Annotated in this window: 13 protein-coding genes, 1 pseudogene and 1 CRISPR repeat array; of the genes and pseudogenes, 5 read left to right on the top strand and 9 right to left on the bottom strand. The window is 52.6% G+C overall.

Annotation, left to right across the window (positions count from 1 at the left end; translation table 11 throughout):
* Positions 1 to 2: 2 nt before the first annotated feature.
* Together ftsN and Q9J32_RS02770 are read left to right on the top strand one after the other, a co-directional pair.
* A complete protein-coding gene (gene ftsN / locus Q9J32_RS02765) occupies positions 3 to 1,046 on the top strand; it encodes a cell division protein FtsN (protein WP_301884299.1) in 1,044 nt (347 codons plus the stop codon).
* Complete coding sequence (locus Q9J32_RS02770) at positions 1,039 to 1,536, top strand: CvpA family protein (protein WP_301884301.1); 498 nt, start codon at positions 1,039 to 1,041, stop codon at positions 1,534 to 1,536. The genes ftsN and Q9J32_RS02770 overlap by 8 nt, the downstream gene beginning before the upstream one ends.
* A 70-nt stretch (positions 1,537 to 1,606) precedes the next feature.
* On the opposite strand, the gene Q9J32_RS02775 is transcribed toward Q9J32_RS02770, so the two are convergent.
* On the bottom strand, positions 1,607 to 1,798 hold the full coding sequence (locus Q9J32_RS02775; RefSeq protein WP_304666548.1) for a hypothetical protein: 192 nt from the start codon (positions 1,796 to 1,798) through the stop codon (positions 1,607 to 1,609).
* Between the two features lie 174 nt (positions 1,799 to 1,972).
* On the opposite strand from Q9J32_RS02775, the gene purF reads away from it, so the two are divergent.
* From purF to Q9J32_RS02790, 3 genes are all read left to right on the top strand, one after another.
* Positions 1,973 to 3,517 (top strand): amidophosphoribosyltransferase, encoded by a 1,545-nt coding sequence (gene purF / locus Q9J32_RS02780; protein ID WP_301884310.1) that lies wholly within the window; start codon positions 1,973 to 1,975, stop codon positions 3,515 to 3,517.
* Positions 3,518 to 3,616: 99 nt separating this feature from the next.
* Complete coding sequence (greB, locus tag Q9J32_RS02785) at positions 3,617 to 4,108, top strand: transcription elongation factor GreB (protein ID WP_002236813.1); 492 nt, start codon at positions 3,617 to 3,619, stop codon at positions 4,106 to 4,108.
* A gap of 58 nt (positions 4,109 to 4,166) precedes the next feature.
* Entirely contained in the window at positions 4,167 to 4,793 is a 627-nt protein-coding gene (locus Q9J32_RS02790) for a phosphoribosylanthranilate isomerase (RefSeq protein WP_301884312.1), read from the top strand.
* A gap of 445 nt (positions 4,794 to 5,238) precedes the next feature.
* Here Q9J32_RS02790 and Q9J32_RS02800 read toward each other — a convergent pair whose 3' ends face one another.
* The 8 genes and pseudogenes from Q9J32_RS02800 to era all read right to left on the bottom strand — a co-directional run bounded on the left by Q9J32_RS02800 (position 5,239) and on the right by era (position 15,871).
* The gene (locus Q9J32_RS02800) at positions 5,239 to 5,379 is read right to left on the bottom strand and encodes a hypothetical protein (RefSeq protein WP_304666553.1); all 141 of its coding nucleotides are present in this window, start codon (positions 5,377 to 5,379) and stop codon (positions 5,239 to 5,241) included.
* A 5-nt stretch (positions 5,380 to 5,384) separates the two neighbouring features.
* On the bottom strand, positions 5,385 to 8,219 hold the full coding sequence (gene lbpA, locus Q9J32_RS02805; RefSeq protein WP_301884313.1) for a lactoferrin/transferrin-binding protein LbpA: 2,835 nt from the start codon (positions 8,217 to 8,219) through the stop codon (positions 5,385 to 5,387).
* Entirely contained in the window at positions 8,216 to 10,390 is a 2,175-nt protein-coding gene (locus Q9J32_RS02810; RefSeq protein ID WP_304666565.1) for a transferrin-binding protein-like solute binding protein, read from the bottom strand. The genes lbpA and Q9J32_RS02810 overlap by 4 nt, the downstream gene beginning before the upstream one ends.
* A 233-nt stretch (positions 10,391 to 10,623) precedes the next feature.
* Positions 10,624 to 12,305: a CRISPR direct-repeat array (repeat unit 32 nt; unit sequence GTTTCAACACACAGCCGCCTGAAGGCGGCTGA).
* 189 nt (positions 12,306 to 12,494) lie between these two features.
* Positions 12,495 to 12,788, bottom strand: a complete 294-nt coding sequence (gene cas2, locus Q9J32_RS02815) for a CRISPR-associated endonuclease Cas2 (RefSeq protein ID WP_196428457.1) — start codon at positions 12,786 to 12,788, stop codon at positions 12,495 to 12,497.
* A gap of 54 nt (positions 12,789 to 12,842) precedes the next feature.
* On the bottom strand, positions 12,843 to 13,856 hold the full coding sequence (cas1c, locus tag Q9J32_RS02820; protein ID WP_304675358.1) for a type I-C CRISPR-associated endonuclease Cas1c: 1,014 nt from the start codon (positions 13,854 to 13,856) through the stop codon (positions 12,843 to 12,845).
* A gap of 462 nt (positions 13,857 to 14,318) precedes the next feature.
* Positions 14,319 to 14,486: pseudogene (locus tag Q9J32_RS02825) on the bottom strand (twin-arginine translocation pathway signal); the annotation flags it as partial.
* A 224-nt stretch (positions 14,487 to 14,710) separates the two neighbouring features.
* The gene (locus Q9J32_RS10175; RefSeq protein WP_373321645.1) at positions 14,711 to 14,923 is read right to left on the bottom strand and encodes a hypothetical protein; all 213 of its coding nucleotides are present in this window, start codon (positions 14,921 to 14,923) and stop codon (positions 14,711 to 14,713) included.
* Positions 14,924 to 14,947: 24 nt separating this feature from the next.
* Entirely contained in the window at positions 14,948 to 15,871 is a 924-nt protein-coding gene (gene era, locus Q9J32_RS02835) for a GTPase Era (protein WP_301885003.1), read from the bottom strand.
* Between the last annotated feature and the right edge of the window lie 37 nt (positions 15,872 to 15,908).

Below are 15,908 nucleotides of genomic sequence, written 5' to 3' on the forward strand. Positions count from 1 at the left end.
CCATGTCCGAAAACAAACAAAACGAAGTCCTGACCGGTTACGAACAACTCAAACGGCGCAACCGCCGCCGCCTCGTAACGGCAAGCTGCCTGGTTGCCGCCTCCTGCATCTTGCTGGCAGCCGCACTCAGTTCCGGCCCTGCCGAAAATGATCCTGCCGAACAGACTGCCGACGAAACAAGCAGCGTAGAAAACAAAGCGGCAAGTGCGGCACAAACCTCTGCCTTGAAACCTTCCGCCAATAACGCCGAAACTGCCGCCGGCAAACCGCAGGACTTGGCAGGCGAAGACAAGCCTTCTGCCGCCGACAGCGAAATCAGCGAGCCTGAAAACGTAGGCGCGCCGCTGGTGCTGATTAACGACCGCCTCGAAGACAGCAACATCAAAGGTTTGGAAGCATCCGAGAAACTGCAACAGGCAGAAACTGCCCAAACCGCACCGAAGCAGGCAAAACAACGCGCTGCCGAAGAAGTGCCGGCAACTGCCGACAGTACGGATACGGTAGCGGTTGAAAAACCGAAACGCACTGCCGAACCCAAACCGCAAAAAGCGGAACGCACTGCCGAAGCCAAGCCCAAAGCCAAGGAAACCAAAACCGCCGAAAAAGTTGCCGACAAACCAAAAACTGCTGCCGAAAAAACCAAACCGGATACGGCAAAATCCGACAGCGCGGTAAAAGAAGCGAAAAAAGCCGACAAGGCTGAAGGCAAAAAAACAGCCGAAAAAGACCATTCGGACGGCAAAAAACACGAAACGGCACAAAAAAGCGACAAGGCGGACAAGACCAAAACCGCCGAAAAAGAAAAATCCGAAAAATCCGGCAAAAAAGCCGCCATTCAGGCAGGTTATGCCGAAAAAGAACGCGCCTTAAGCCTCCAGCGCAAAATGAAGGCGGCGGGTATCGACTCGACCATTACTGAAATCATGACCGACAACGGCAAAGTTTACCGCGTCAAATCAAGCAACTATAAAAACGCGAGGGATGCCGAACGCGATTTGAACAAACTGCGCGTACACGGTATCGCCGGTCAGGTAACGAATGAATAGCCTCCCCATTGCCGACCTCCTCGTCTCCGCCGTCATCGCCGCCTGCATCGTGCTATCCGCGATGCGCGGCGTGATTGCGGAGGCAGGCTCAATGGCGGCATGGGTGATTTCCTTTTTTTTCGCCAAACTCTTTGCCGCACCCTTCGCCGACCTCGCCTTTGCCTCGTTCCAACCCCGCCTGTTTGCATTGGCTCTGTCGTTCATTTCCCTGTTCGTCATTGCCTGTCTGATCCAGAAAATGCTCCGTTCGCTGCTGACCGGCGCAGTTTCGGCGGTCGGTTTGGGCTTTGCCAACCGCATTTTGGGCGGTATATTCGGTGCATTGGAAGGCGTTTTGATTGTTACCCTGCTGGTCATGCTTGCTTCAAAAACCGACCTGCCCGATACCGAAGAATGGCGGCAATCTTACACACTGCCGTTTTTCGTATCGCTTTCCGAAGCTGTGTTGAACCATTGCGGCGGCACGGCGGAAACTCCGGAAGACGATTGATTGCCCTGCTGGCGTTTCAGACGGCATCAAGCCGATTCCGATTTCCAAAGGCATCGCCGAAAACGGGGTTTTAAACATCAAAAACGCAACCGCCCAAAATATGCCCACGGTGCGCCGCGTACCGCCCGTCCTGATAGGGGTAGTGCCGACGGCAGCAGGCGGTTTGGGCGACGCTCACACGGCGGCGGAAGTGTTCCGCTTCAAGCCCCGCGCGGCGGCGGAAACCGCGTAAAAAATGCCGTCTGAAGCCTTCAGACGGCATTTTTGCGAGAAATATTTCCCCTGCCGCACACGCCGCCCGCATAACTGGCCCGGCTTTATCCGCCATACCGCGCCTGCCCGTCCCTCATCGGGCATTGTCAACAATTCAGGCAAAAAACCGCCGTTTGCTTTATAATTCCGTTTTACCCTTAAACCTCGAATCGGAGAAGACGATATGTGCGGCGTATTAGGTTTGGTCAGTCATGAACCCGTGAACCAGCTTCTGTACGACGGCTTGCAGATGTTGCAGCACAGGGGGCAGGATGCGGCGGGCATTGCAACGGCGGAAGGCGGCACGTTCCATATGCACAAAGGCAAAGGTATGGTGCGCGAAGTGTTCCGTACACGCAATATGCGCGATTTGACCGGCAATGCCGGCATCGCCCACGTCCGTTATCCCACGGCGGGCAACGCCGGCAGCAGCGCGGAGGCGCAGCCTTTCTACGTCAGCTCGCCTTTCGGCATCGTTTTGGCGCATAACGGCAACCTCACCAACACGGCCGAACTTTATGAAAACGTGTGCAACAAACACCTGCGCCACGTCAACACCAGCTCCGATTCCGAAGTTTTGCTCAACGTATTCGCGCACGAATTGCGCCGCGAAGTCTCTAAAAACGCCGACCCGCACCGGCTCAATGCCGACAATATTTTCAACGCCGTTGCCGAAGTCCACCGCCTGGTGCGCGGCGCATACGGCGTGGTTGCCATGATTGCGGGCTACGGTATGCTCGCCTTCCGCGACCCTTACGGCATCCGCCCGCTGGTATTGGGTTCGCAAACCGACAACGAAGGCAGGAAATCCTATGCCGTCGCCTCCGAATCCGTCGCCTTCAACGCGCTTGCCTACGATTTGGAACGCGATATCCGGCCGGGCGAAGCGGTATTTGTCGGCTTTGACGGCACAATCATCGCCCGACAATGCAGCGATAAGGCCAAACTCAGCCCCTGCCTTTTTGAATACGTCTATTTTGCCCGTCCCGACTCCGTGATTGACGGCGTATCGGTTTACCAATCGCGCTTGGATATGGGCGTGTCCTTAGCGGAAAAAATCAAACGCGAGCTGCCCGTGGACGACATCGACGTCGTGATGCCCATTCCCGACACCAGCCGCCCCAGCGCGATGGAGCTTGCCGTCCACCTCAAAAAGCCCTACCGCGAGGGTTTGATTAAAAACCGCTATATTGGCCGCACCTTTATTATGCCCGGTCAGGCGACGCGTAAAAAATCCGTGCGCCAAAAACTCAGCCCGATGGAAACCGAATTTGCAGGCAAAAGCGTGTTGCTGGTGGACGACTCCATCGTACGCGGTACGACCAGCCGCGAAATCGTCGAAATGGTACGCGCGGCTGGCGCGCGCAAAGTCTATATCGCCTCCGCCGCGCCCGAAGTGCGCTATCCCAATGTGTACGGCATCGATATGCCCACGCGCGAAGAGTTGATTGCCAATGGGCGCAGCGCGGCGGAAATTGCCGCCGAAATCGGCGCAGACGGCATCGTTTTCCAAAATTTGAGCGATTTGGAAGCCGTCGTCAAAGCACTCAATCCGAAAATCGAATCCTTCGATTCGTCCTGTTTCAACGGCATTTATCAGACCGGCAACATCGATGATGCCTACCTCGACCGCCTGTCTGCCGAGAAATCCGGCTGCGGCGGCCTGAAAATCCACCCGAGCAGGATGGAACACAGCATCAGCATCAGCGATGCGGGCGACGAAGAATAAGGCTTCCCAAACCGCGATGCCGTCTGAAATCCGAACGCCGGGTTTTCAGACGGCATTTCCCATATCGGCATCACATTTCCCGTTTCATCCGCACACAATATGAGTACCGAAACCAAAAACTACATTACGCCCGCCGGATGGCAGGCATTGAAAGACGAGCTGTATCAGCTGGTCAATAAAGAACGCCCCGAAATCGTCCAAATCGTCAACTGGGCGGCAGGCAACGGCGACCGCAGCGAAAACGGCGACTATCTTTACGGCAAACGCCGTATGCGCGAAATCGACCGCCGCATCCGTTTCCTGACCAAACGTTTGGAGGCTGCCGTCGTCGTCGATCCCGAATTGCGCGAAGCGACCGACCAAGTGTTTTTCGGCGCGACGGTAGGGCTGTTGCGCGGCGACGGGCGCGAGCAAACCGTCAAAATCGTCGGCATCGATGAAATCGATACCGCGCAAAACAAAATTTCTTGGATTTCGCCGTTGGCACGTTGCCTGATTAAAGCACGCGAAGGCGACGAGGTGGTTTTAAACACGCCGGAAGGCCGTGAGGAAATTGAAATCCTTTCTGTCGAATACATCAAAATCGACTGATCGGGAATGCCGTCTGAAACGGTGCAAACGCGCCGTTTCCCAAATAAAGGAATACCGAATGAGGAAAATCCGCACCAAAATCTGCGGCATCACCACACCGGAAGACGCATCGGCCGCCGCAGCGGCAGGTGCGGATGCCGTCGGGCTGGTCTTTTTCCAAGGCAGCAGCCGGGCCGTCGATATTGCCCGCGCCAAAAAAATCACCGCCGCACTGCCGCCGTTTGTCAGCGTTGTCGCCCTTTTCGTCAACGAAAGTGCGCAAAACATCCGCCGCATCCTTGCCGAAGTACCGATACACTTAATCCAATTCCACGGCGACGAAGACGACGCATTCTGCCGTCAGTTCCACCGCCCCTATATTAAAGCCATTCGTGTTCAGACGGCATCAGACATCCAAAACGCCACCCACCGTTTTCCCAACGCTCAGGCACTGCTGTTCGATGCCTACCATCCTTCGGAATATGGCGGCACCGGACACCGCTTCGACTGGACGCTGTTGGCGGAATATTCGGGCAAACCGTGGGTGCTTGCCGGTGGGCTGACCCCTGAAAACGTCGGCGAAGCCATCCGCATCACCGGAGCGGAAGCGGTCGACGTATCCGGCGGCGTGGAAGCGTCTAAAGGCAAAAAAGACCCCGCCAAAGTCGCCGCCTTTATCGCAACCGCCAACCGCCTATCCCGTTAAAGCAACAAAAATTGCCGCCGGAATGACTTATAGTGGATTAAATTTAAACCAGTACGGCGTTGCCTCGCCTTGCCGTACTATTTATACTGTCTGCGGCTTCGTCGCCTTGTCCTGATTTAAATTTAATCCACTATAATCTAAAAAATTTATGTTATTAAATCAGTAATTTCTGATGAATTTTGAAAACTTAATCCCGTCATTCCCGCGCAAGCGAGAATCCGGTTCGTTCGGTTTCGCTTGTTTTAAGTTTCGGGTAACTTCCACTTCGTCATTCCCACGAAAGTGGGAATCCAGTTTTTTGAGTTTCAGTCATTCCCGATAAATTGCCTTAGCATTGAATGTCTAGATTCCCGCCTTCGCTGGAATGACGAATTTCAGGTTTCTGTTTTTGATTTTCCGCTTTCGAGGAAATGACGGTTTAGAGTTAATCGAAACCTCAAAAAACCTAAACCGAACGGCCTAGATTCCCGCCTGCGCGGGAATGACGGCGGAAATCTTGTTTATATTGAATCAAAAAAACCTGCACCTTAATCAGTTGGCGGTTTAGTCCGACTTTTGGGGTGCAGATCAAGCTTTCAGACGGCATTTCCTTTAAAACTTCATTTCGAGCGCGAGGCTGAAGTTCCTGCCCGGTGCGGCATACCTTCCATAATTGCTGTCTTCGCTGCGTCGGTTTGCCGTGCTTTCCGCAGTCTGGCGCAAGGATTCCCAAGTAACGTAGCGGTAGTTGCCGATATTGTAGATAGCCGCCCTCAAGGTCAGCCGTTTTTTCAGATTCAGATAGGCGGAAACGTCTGCCGTTTTCCAAGAAGACGTAACCCTTCCTGCCGAATATCGTTTTTGATCGCCTGCCAGATAAGCAAGCTCGTCAGGGTTTTTCCCTTTGGAATAGGTCAGCATAATGTTTGCCCCCCATTTCCCCTCGGGCTGGTCGTATCCGAACCCCAAAACATAACGCGACGGCTGTACCGCATCCAAAGCATAGCTGCGGAGGGACAAGTCCGGCCGGTTGGATACCGATTTCGGTTTGATGCGGTTGTACGCCAATGTGGTGTACAAACCTTCGGGCAGTTTGCCGTACACGCCGTTCCAGTCGATTTTTCCCAATATATTAACGCCTTGAAGCGACATATTTTGGGCATTGTAATAATCGCGTATATCAATCTCTGTCAATCGTCCTGTTGAATCCGGCAATTTGGTTTTTTGATCGGCAACGGCAATCATATCGGTATAGCGGTTGCGGAAGCTGCTGATTTCCAAAAAGCCGAAATCGCCCTTCCACTGCAAACCGATTTCGCGGTTGGCTGCCTTTTCCGATTTCAGGGCGGGACGCTGCCAGCCTTTCGGATAATCGTGATAAATGTCTATCCCGAAAAGCTCTTGGAAAGAAGGCGTTCTGAAGCCGCTGGAGGCACGGTAAGACACGGAAAAATGCCGGTTTGGTTTGAACACGATACCGCTGTTCCACGAACGGTCAACATACCGCCCGCTGCGGACGAGTTCTTCCGACGTGGTGAAGTTTTGCCGGTCGTACCTGCCGCCCAAGCTGAAATCAAAATATTTGCCGATTGAAAAACGGTCGTTCAAAGAAATGTGGATATTACTGCCGTTGATTTTTCTTGGCACGCATTTGCGGGAACGCAGGGTTTCGATGTAGCCGCAGACCGATCCTTCGACGACTTCGGGCTTACCCAAACGGTACTTATCTCGATTGTTATCATCGAATCCCGTGGATTCCGAAATCCTTGCCGCATTGTGGGAAAGCTGTTCGGGGCGGGAGATCGCTTTGGAAGCATCGTAACCGAAGCCCAAAGTCAGATGGTGTTTCGTCCATTTGTTTTTCAGCGACTTCTCAAACGAGGCATTCAAAACATTGTGCTGTTCGCGGTAGTGGAAACGGTCGCTGCTGTCGTAGGAATACGGTTTGTCCGCCGACGCGCGGCAGGATTTGTCCACAGCAGGATACACGGCGCAATTCAGCTTCAGCGTGTTGTTGTCGGTTGCCACGCCCTGTTTGTCAAACGACAACACCGCCTTATCCGCCCAATTGTCAGAATACGCTTCGTTTTCATAACGGTACAGCAAACCCATACGGCGGCGGCGGTGATGTTCATCAATAAATTTGGTGCGGGAATATTTCAAACCTATGCCCTTGACCAAATTTTTATCGCCCTTCCACTCTTCTATATTCGGCACAAAATACAAGCCGTCGCGGAAATCGTTGCCGTCGTACACCCCGCTCTTGTCGCTAAACTTTTTCGCCTCGTCCGTACCGTAATACTGTTTTTCCGTCATATCGCGGATGTCGTAACGCTGTTTGGTATCCTCAAACACGCCGCCGACATAATGCCTGCCGCCGAAGCGGTAGCCCAGCTTGGCAAGCCAAGAGCCGCTGCGGTAATCCATCAGATCGGGCAATATCCTGCCGCCGCCCGTGTAAGCTTGGGCGGACAGGTTTTCGTGGCGCGCCTGCGCCTCCCGCACCATCGCTTCTTCTTCAGCACTTAAAGGCTGATTTTGTTCAATACGTTCTTTTACCCAGCGGTTGAGCTGGTTTTTCAAATAGTTTCCGTTGCCCGCCAATTTTGCCACGGGCTTGGGTTCACGCTCGCCCTCCGCTAAGAAATATTCCGCCTTTTTATTCTGCTTCTGAATATCGTATGTCTGGCGGAACGCGTCCAAACGGTCTATGCCGTATTCCACCCCGTCCGCAATATCGCCGTGCGGGCGCGTTTCCCGCCCTTGGCGTTCGGTACGGATTAGCAGCCCTTCCCAACCGTCTTTGCTGAACCCCGCGCCGAGCGACTTCATAAATTGGCGGTTTTTACTGCCGTAGGCGGTTTTTGCCTGTATCCCCCAACTTTTGCCGTCTGAAATCAGGTCTGCCGCCTCTTTGGTGCGGAAAGCGACCGCGCCGCCGAGTGCGCCGCTGCCGTGATCGGACGAACCGGCACCTTTGTCGATTTCCACCGTGCTGATGTTTTCATATTCGATTTCGTTGATTGCACCGCTGCCGCCGCGTCCGCCGTATCCGCTCAACGATCCTTGCACGGTAAACGCCTGTATTTGGGCAACGCCGTCAACCGAAACCGCCACACGGTTTTTATCCACGCCGCGTATCGAGTAGCCGCCGCTCGCGCCGTTGCCCTGTTCGACAACCGCCACGCCCGGGTCGTAGCGCGTCAGGTCGCGGATACCGAGTACCTGTTCTTTGTTCAACGTTTCCGACGTTTTGACGATTTTGCCCAAACCGGTCGCCTCTTTCGATCTGCGCCCCACTTTGGCGGCACGGACGGTAACCTCTTTCAGGGATTGGGTCTGCGCGGCATCAGGTGTCGCCCCCCCCGCTTGGGCGGCATAAGCCGGAAAAGCGGTTGCAATGGCCAAGGCGGTCAAAGTCAGCGGAAAACCGTGTTTCTTATTCATTTTTCCACCTCTTTATTATCTTTCTTCGCACCGAATACCACGCCGAATTGGTGTTTAACTTCAGGTTCTAACCGTTCGCCAACATCAGCTTCAGTTTCAGCTTCAGCTTCATTTTCAGTACCTTCAGTTATACCAAGAGATTTCCCATCATTATTGAAAATAGTGCCGCCCAATTCCGCCGCCTGCGGGCCGTAAAATCCTCCTTCTACACGAAGATCATTAGCTTGGAAGGTTTTGGGGTTGGTCGAACCATTTCCCGAAAGATTGATGCCGTTCTCCCGAGTGCGTGCTGTCGCGTAGAAACCGTTGCCCTCAATCTTGCCGTTTTCAATATGGAAAGCAGGTTGTACACCGTTTTTCTCCGTCAGCGTTCCGGAAATCGATTTCCCGCCGAAATCAACGGTAAATTCTGCTTTTGCCGCTTTTTTATCCGCATGATTGTCCCATTGAATGGGTTTGCTGATACGCGCTTCCCAAGTGCCCGTATAATGCGCTGTTCCGGTTTTTGGAATGTCGGCTTCTGCCGTGCGGATACCTTTCAGGAAAAGGTCGATGTCCCTGCCTTTAGGGGCTTCCGGAGCGGGCGAGATGCCGTCTGAACCGCCACCGCCGCCTTCTTCCGGCAATTCTTCTTCGGGTTCTTCAGCTTCTTCACCTTCGTCTTCTTCGCTGCCTCCGTCTTCTACAGCTTCGTTTTCTTCGCTGCCTTCGTCTTCTACGGCTTCGTCTTCGTCTTCTTCGCCGTTACCAACGCCTGCACCCTCTTCATCCTCCCCTTTATCTTCCGCCTTTGGTTTACTTGCCGGGCGGTCGGTTTTTATCCGTCCGAGTTTCACATAGGTCAGAAAATCGCAACAAGCACTGACGGTCATTTTCCTGCCGTCGGCAAGATCGATGGTTTGTTCTTGGTTTACCAAAGGAATTTCACGCCCTTCGACAAGAAGTTTATCGGGATGACCAAAATCGGGCATAGGGGAAATGGCAAACTGGCGGGCATTTTTATCAGTCGCCTCGTCAACGGAAATTTTCAGAGAATCCAAGATTTTGGTGTGTTTTTCAGACGGCATAGCAGGATTTGTGCCTGATGTCTCTGTTTTTTGTTTGCCTGCGAATACGCCGAATACGCTGTTGTCGTTGCTGATAAACCGTCCGGCAAGCTCTTCTCCGTTATCGCCGAAAAAACCGCCCTCAAGCCGCTGATCGGCATCGGTATGGAAAAACAAATATTCTTTATCAGCGTGGCTCGTCTTCAACTCGGTGTTAACTTTGGCACTGCCGGTAAAGCGGTTGCCGTCCAATGTTGCAGTAATGTTGTAAATGGTCAGCGGCTTTTGGGGATCATTTCTATTTCGCACATACTGATTTTTAATCAGCTCGCCATTCAGGGTTTTGTTATAAAAATCAACCGTATATTTGGCAGGATGTTTTTCCCTGTCGTCGGCATCCTTAGCCGCATAAGAAGTTGCACCAACATCGTTACCATAAAATGTGATATAACCCAAATTGTCAATGCCAACCGCCTTACCTGCTCGATGACGTTTGGCATCGGTCATATATTGCCAGTTGCCGGAATATTGCACCATTCCCGCACTCGGTAAAGATTGGGAAGGACGTTCTCCGGAATAATATACAAAACCGTCATAACCTAAGCGGTTGGAAAACTGCTTGTAATCTGAAGTCCACTTAATTTCATCTTCCCCCCTTACATATACATAACCTGCATCTACAAATTTATAACTATATCTTTCATTTTTCTTTTCCGATGTGATAATGCTTGCCGTAGAATTTGGTTGACGAATTTTATCTTTAAGCTGCTGACGTTGATCTTCTTTGGAACCGTATAAAAACAGGATATCTTCCTCTTTAAACGACAGCTGTTCTTCTGCTTGTTTGCTATCGGGAATTACCGTGCCATCTTCACGATGAAAAGCAGTATTCCGCCTCAACAGCCGCATTGCCGCACCGACGGCGGGTCGGTTGACCGGCGTGGTTTCTATAGAAGGTTTGGCAGGGGGCGGAGTAGGAACGTCCTCAGGTTTGGACGGTTTGGAATCTGACGGGGTTTGCATGGTCGGCGTTGGTTTGGCAACAGGCTGCACGCCGAAATTGCCGCCACAGGCTGCCAGCATCAACGGCAGCAAGGCAATACCGAAATAATTCAGTTTACGCATTTCTACTTTTCCCCTATTTGATTAATAATAATTATCATTATATTAATATGTGCAGATAATATCAACCAATTTTTAACAAAGATATTCCCGATTGAAACAAAATGCCGTCTGAAACCAAGTTCAGACGGCATTTTTGCGTCGGTCCCGACAGGATTTGAAGCTGTCGGGGAATCGGATTGTCCTTTAAGGGTTTACAAACCCGGTTCGCGCAGGAAGCGGATGTCGTCCGCGCCGTTTCAACACACAGCCGCCTGAAGGCGGCTGATTTCAGATTTGGCCAAAAAGGTAAATAACGAATGGTTTCAACACACAGCCGCCTGAAGGCGGCTGATCGAGATGTGATTGCCCGATTCTCAAGCATTTTGGTTTCAACACACAGCCGCCTGAAGGCGGCTGATACGGCTGCCCGTCCAATATCCACGTTTATTCAGTGTTTCAACACACAGCCGCCTGAAGGCGGCTGAGGACTTGCCGCAGGCTTGCGCCCGGCCCGAGGGGGTTTCAACACACAGCCGCCTGAAGGCGGCTGAATTGAGGAAGGCTTGGTGGAAGAGCGTTTCGAGGTTTCAACACACAGCCGCCTGAAGGCGGCTGACGGTGAAATCGGCATGACAGATAAGGAACAGCGTGTTTCAACACACAGCCGCCTGAAGGCGGCTGATGCCCGACCAAGTTGCGCCAGTTTCAGGATTGATGTTTCAACACACAGCCGCCTGAAGGCGGCTGAGTAGTCGCCATATTGTACAAAATCAATTGGCAATGTTTCAACACACAGCCGCCTGAAGGCGGCTGAATCGATAGGATGAACCGTTTTGAAGATTTGATGTGGTTTCAACACACAGCCGCCTGAAGGCGGCTGACAGGGCGGCGGACACGTGGGCTTCGTCGTAGGTGTTTCAACACACAGCCGCCTGAAGGCGGCTGAGTTGGCGGCGGGCTATGCCTTCGGATTCGCCAAGGTTTCAACACACAGCCGCCTGAAGGCGGCTGAGTGTCCATTAAATCAACCGCCTGCGCCAGGTAGCGGTTTCAACACACAGCCGCCTGAAGGCGGCTGAAAAAACTTCAACGCATTATTCCCCGCCAGCGCACAGTTTCAACACACAGCCGCCTGAAGGCGGCTGAGCCGATATTGCGGTAATGCGTATGGCGTTGGCGGTTTCAACACACAGCCGCCTGAAGGCGGCTGATTGGGCAAATTACGACCTCCTGCACGAGAAACTGTTTCAACACACAGCCGCCTGAAGGCGGCTGACGGGAAGCTCAAGGCGGCAAAGGCGCGGAATCAAGTTTCAACACACAGCCGCCTGAAGGCGGCTGAGGTCATTTTTTATTTCCTTTCTCTGTTGCCGTCTGTTTCAACACACAGCCGCCTGAAGGCGGCTGATTACAAAGTCGTTTTCGGTGGTCGCACCATTCAAGTTTCAACACACAGCCGCCTGAAGGCGGCTGACGTAGGTGGGACTTTTTTGTTTGGCTTCCTGATAGTTTCAACACACAGCCGCCTGAAGGCGGCTGAGGGATACTGAAGCCAAACATGCATATCATTGATTGTTTCAACACACAGCCGCCTGAAGGCGGCTGATTTCTTGGCTGTGATTACTTGGTGGGGCTTTAAAGTTTCAACACACAGCCGCCTGAAGGCGGCTGATATGAACGCCCGCCAAGATGTAGAAATTGCCCAGTTTCAACACACAGCCGCCTGAAGGCGGCTGAACGGACGGAGCGCGTCGAACGCGTCCGAGCTGTCGTTTCAACACACAGCCGCCTGAAGGCGGCTGACGGTGTTGGCGGCTTTAACTTCGTCTTCAACAGAGTTTCAACACACAGCCGCCTGAAGGCGGCTGATTGCTGGATAACGCCGAAAAGCCCGATGCCTTGGCGTTTCAACACACAGCCGCCTGAAGGCGGCTGAAGCTCATTCCGAAAGCCTTACTACATCAGGCTTTGCAGCCCCGACTTCGCCAAACTCCCGAAAAAAGCACAAGCATGAGTATAGCACAGCCTTATCCGCCATATCCACATTTGCAATATCCTGATTGTTAAAGAACAATCCAAATTCGCCAACCCTGCCGCATTTTTATGGGAACAACAGGTTGGCGATTCACACAATCAGCGTGTCCTTGAATATATCGACCGCCGGTTTTGCGCCGTGATGTTCCACTTTGCGCCGCCATTTGCTGCCCAAGTGGTAAAAGCGCAGGCTGTCTGTTTCGGGGTTGTAGGTTTTTAAAAGTTTGTCTTTTAAAACTACCCATTGGTCGGGTGAGATGTCGCATTCGAACACGGAATACTGCACGCGCACGCCGTAGTCTTGGCACAGTTTCGCTACGCGCCGCAGCCTTGCCTGCCCTTCGGCATTTTCCAGCGAAATATCATAAGTTATCAACATCAGCATTTTCTTATCCCTCCATGCCGTCTGAAGCCGGTTGCGTTCAGACGGCATACCCGGCTACCTCATCAAAAACGGCGGATATGCCGCCAAATCTCCGCGCAGATGCCGCGCCAAAAGCATAGCCTGAATATAAGGCAGCAAACCGATTTCCACTTCTTCACCCAAAAACGGATGGGTGATTTTTTCCTGCTTTTTCGCCTGCAAAGACTGGAACAAAAGTTTACGCGCATCGGCTTTTAAGCTCACCGCCCCGCTTGCCCCGACGACAAAATCCTGCGGCTTGATTTGCCTACGGTTAATCAGCGACAGCACCAGCCTGTCCGCCCACCACGCGCGGAACTCTTCCAAAATATCCTGTGCCAGGCTGTCGCGCCCGGGTCGGTCGGCGTGCAGAAAACCCACCTGCGGATCCAGCCCCACGCCTTGCAACGCACCGCTGATGTCCTTGCCCAAAATACTGTATAGAAAAGAAAGCAGCGCATTGACACTGTCTCTCGGCGGGCGACGGTTTCTTCCGTCAAAAGTAAACCCGCTTTCCGCCTTAACCAACTGCCCGAACACGCCGAAATAACGCGCCGCCGCATCTCCTTCAATCCCGCGTATCAAATCCAAACTGTCTGCCCGTTTCAACTGCTGCAAAGAGAAATTCAGCGCGGCAACCGCCGTCTGAATGTCCGCATTGTCGCCGTGGTTGCGAATCTGCCGCTGAAGCACCCGTTTGCCTGCCTGAATCTTCGCCGCGATGATATTGCGCGCAATCGGCACGGGATTTTGTTCCGACATCCGATACTGCGCCCGACGCAGCAGCACATTGCCGCTTTGCCGCCCCTGCAACCGCCCTAAGAAACGTCCGTTTTCGGTAAAAAACGCCAGATTCACATTATTCTTGCCGCAAAATCCCAGCAAAAACGGCGACACCAGCACGTTGCCGAAACAGAAAATATGCCCGATGGAATGCACCGGAAATTGCGCCACCTTCTTACGTTCCTGCTCCACCACCAGCGTTTCCCGCTCCTTATGCAGATAGCTGCCTTGCGTGGTAATATACAGCGTGTTTTGCAGTTTGCGCATAAGGTACTCCTTCATTTTTATTGCATTTTTGAACAGGCGGTTTGGGACGGGTGAAATCTACCGGTGCAATGTCGAAAGCACCGACAACTGATAATATTTTATTGGAACCGATAAGGAAGCACCTTCAAACTGCATTTTAAGAAAATCTGAAGGACAACAAAATCCCATTATAGGCAAAACATCTTTCAGAAGGCTGATTCCGATCAGACCTGATTGTTTTTATTAACAAGACATCAAAATACGGAACATAATAAGAGGCGCGACGGCAGCTGCACCCTGCACAGCCGTCGATGAAATCCCGTGCGACTATATGGACAGGAAAGGACTTGCCGCCGCCGCTTTGATTGCCGGCCGGAACACGCCGTCAAAACAGATATTTTCCGTAACCGGCCGAACCTGTCCCAATACGCAGATGCCGTCTGAACTTTCAGACGGCATTTTCCAATATTTTTTCGCAGCTTCTACTCCATCTTTCGAGGGCAAGGCGAGATAATGTGCGCCGCTCTGGGCTTGCATAACGTCTGAAGCGGTGTAGGCGGCATTGTTGCCGTTGCGCCCGAAACCTTCCGCCGGCAAAACATCACGGTGTCCGTATTTCGCCAAATACCACAACGCGCCCAAGCCCGCCGCCTATCTGACCGCACGCACCTTCAAAGCCAAACTGTCCCACTGCCGCGCCATCCGCCTTCGCGCGCTGATTGTTTTGTCCGTCCTTGCTGCTGCGTCCATCTACGCCGACAAAATTTCCTTCAAAGCCGAACAAAGCTACTTCGGCGACTCCGTCGTCTATCAAAGCCATTCGCCCTCCCGACGGCCCGTCGTTACCCACTGAAGAGACAACACCCGCCTCTACATCAACGGCAACCTGCAATTCCCTCCACGACGAAGCCCTCGTCCTGCCCGCCATGCAGATGGTTCAAAACCTCCGCCACCTTAAGCGCGCCCAACCGAGGCGCGCCGTCCCATCCCAAAACACACGTTATTAACGACGATGCCGCCAAATGGGGCACAACGTCATCCGTTGAACTGCCAAACAAAATGCCGTCTGAAACCTGTTCAGACGGCATTTACGTAAAGTTCAGCAAGAAAAACTACAAACCCAGCTCGCGCAGGAAGCGGATGTCGTCCGCCCAACCGGATTTTACTTTGACCCATACCTTCAAAAATACTTTGGTATCAAACAGTTTTTCCATATCTAACCGCGCTTCGGTGGAAATTTTCTTCAAACGTTCTCCGCCTTTACCGATCAAAATCGCCTTTTGGCTTTCCTTATCGACCAAAACCGCGATATAAATGCGATTTAAACCGTCTTCCTCTTCAAACTGCTCCACTTCGACATTCATCGCATAAGGCAATTCCTCGCCCAAATAGCGGAACAATTTTTCACGCACGATTTCCATCGCTAAAAAACGCGCCGATTTGTCCGTAACCATATCTTCGGGATACATCGGCACGCTTTCGGGCAGATACGGCTTAATCAGCTCCAACAGGTTGGCAATCCGCAAACCGTGTTTCGCGCTGACTGCCTCCGCCGCCGCAAATTCAAATTCGGCGCGCACTTGGGCAACAAACGTTTCCAGCGCGTAACGGTCTTTCGCCTTGTCCTTGTCGATTTTATTGACCACTAAAATGACCGGCGTGTGCTTGGGCAGTTGTTTCAACACGACACGGTCGGCATCGGTAAAGCGCATCGCTTCCACGACGAAAACCACCACATCCACGCCGCCGAGTGCCTCGGTAACATTTTGATTCAGCCTGTCGTTGAGCGCGTTACGGTGGTCAGTTTGAAAACCGGGTGTATCGACAAACACAAACTGCGCGGTATCGTCGGTATAAATCCCCGTTACGCGGTTGCGCGTCGTCTGCGCCTTTTTGCTGGTAATACTGATTTTCTGACCGATGAGATGATTCATCAGCGTTGATTTGCCCACGTTCGGACGGCCGACAATCGCTACGAAGCCGCAACGGTATCCGTCGGCGGCACGTTCCCCTGCAAGGAAGGTTTCAATATCCATATTTGCTTTCATGTCCACATTTCAGACGGCATATTCA

Source organism: Neisseria uirgultaei, from assembly GCF_962719845.1.
GTDB classification, from domain to species: domain Bacteria; phylum Pseudomonadota; class Gammaproteobacteria; order Burkholderiales; family Neisseriaceae; genus Neisseria; species Neisseria bergeri.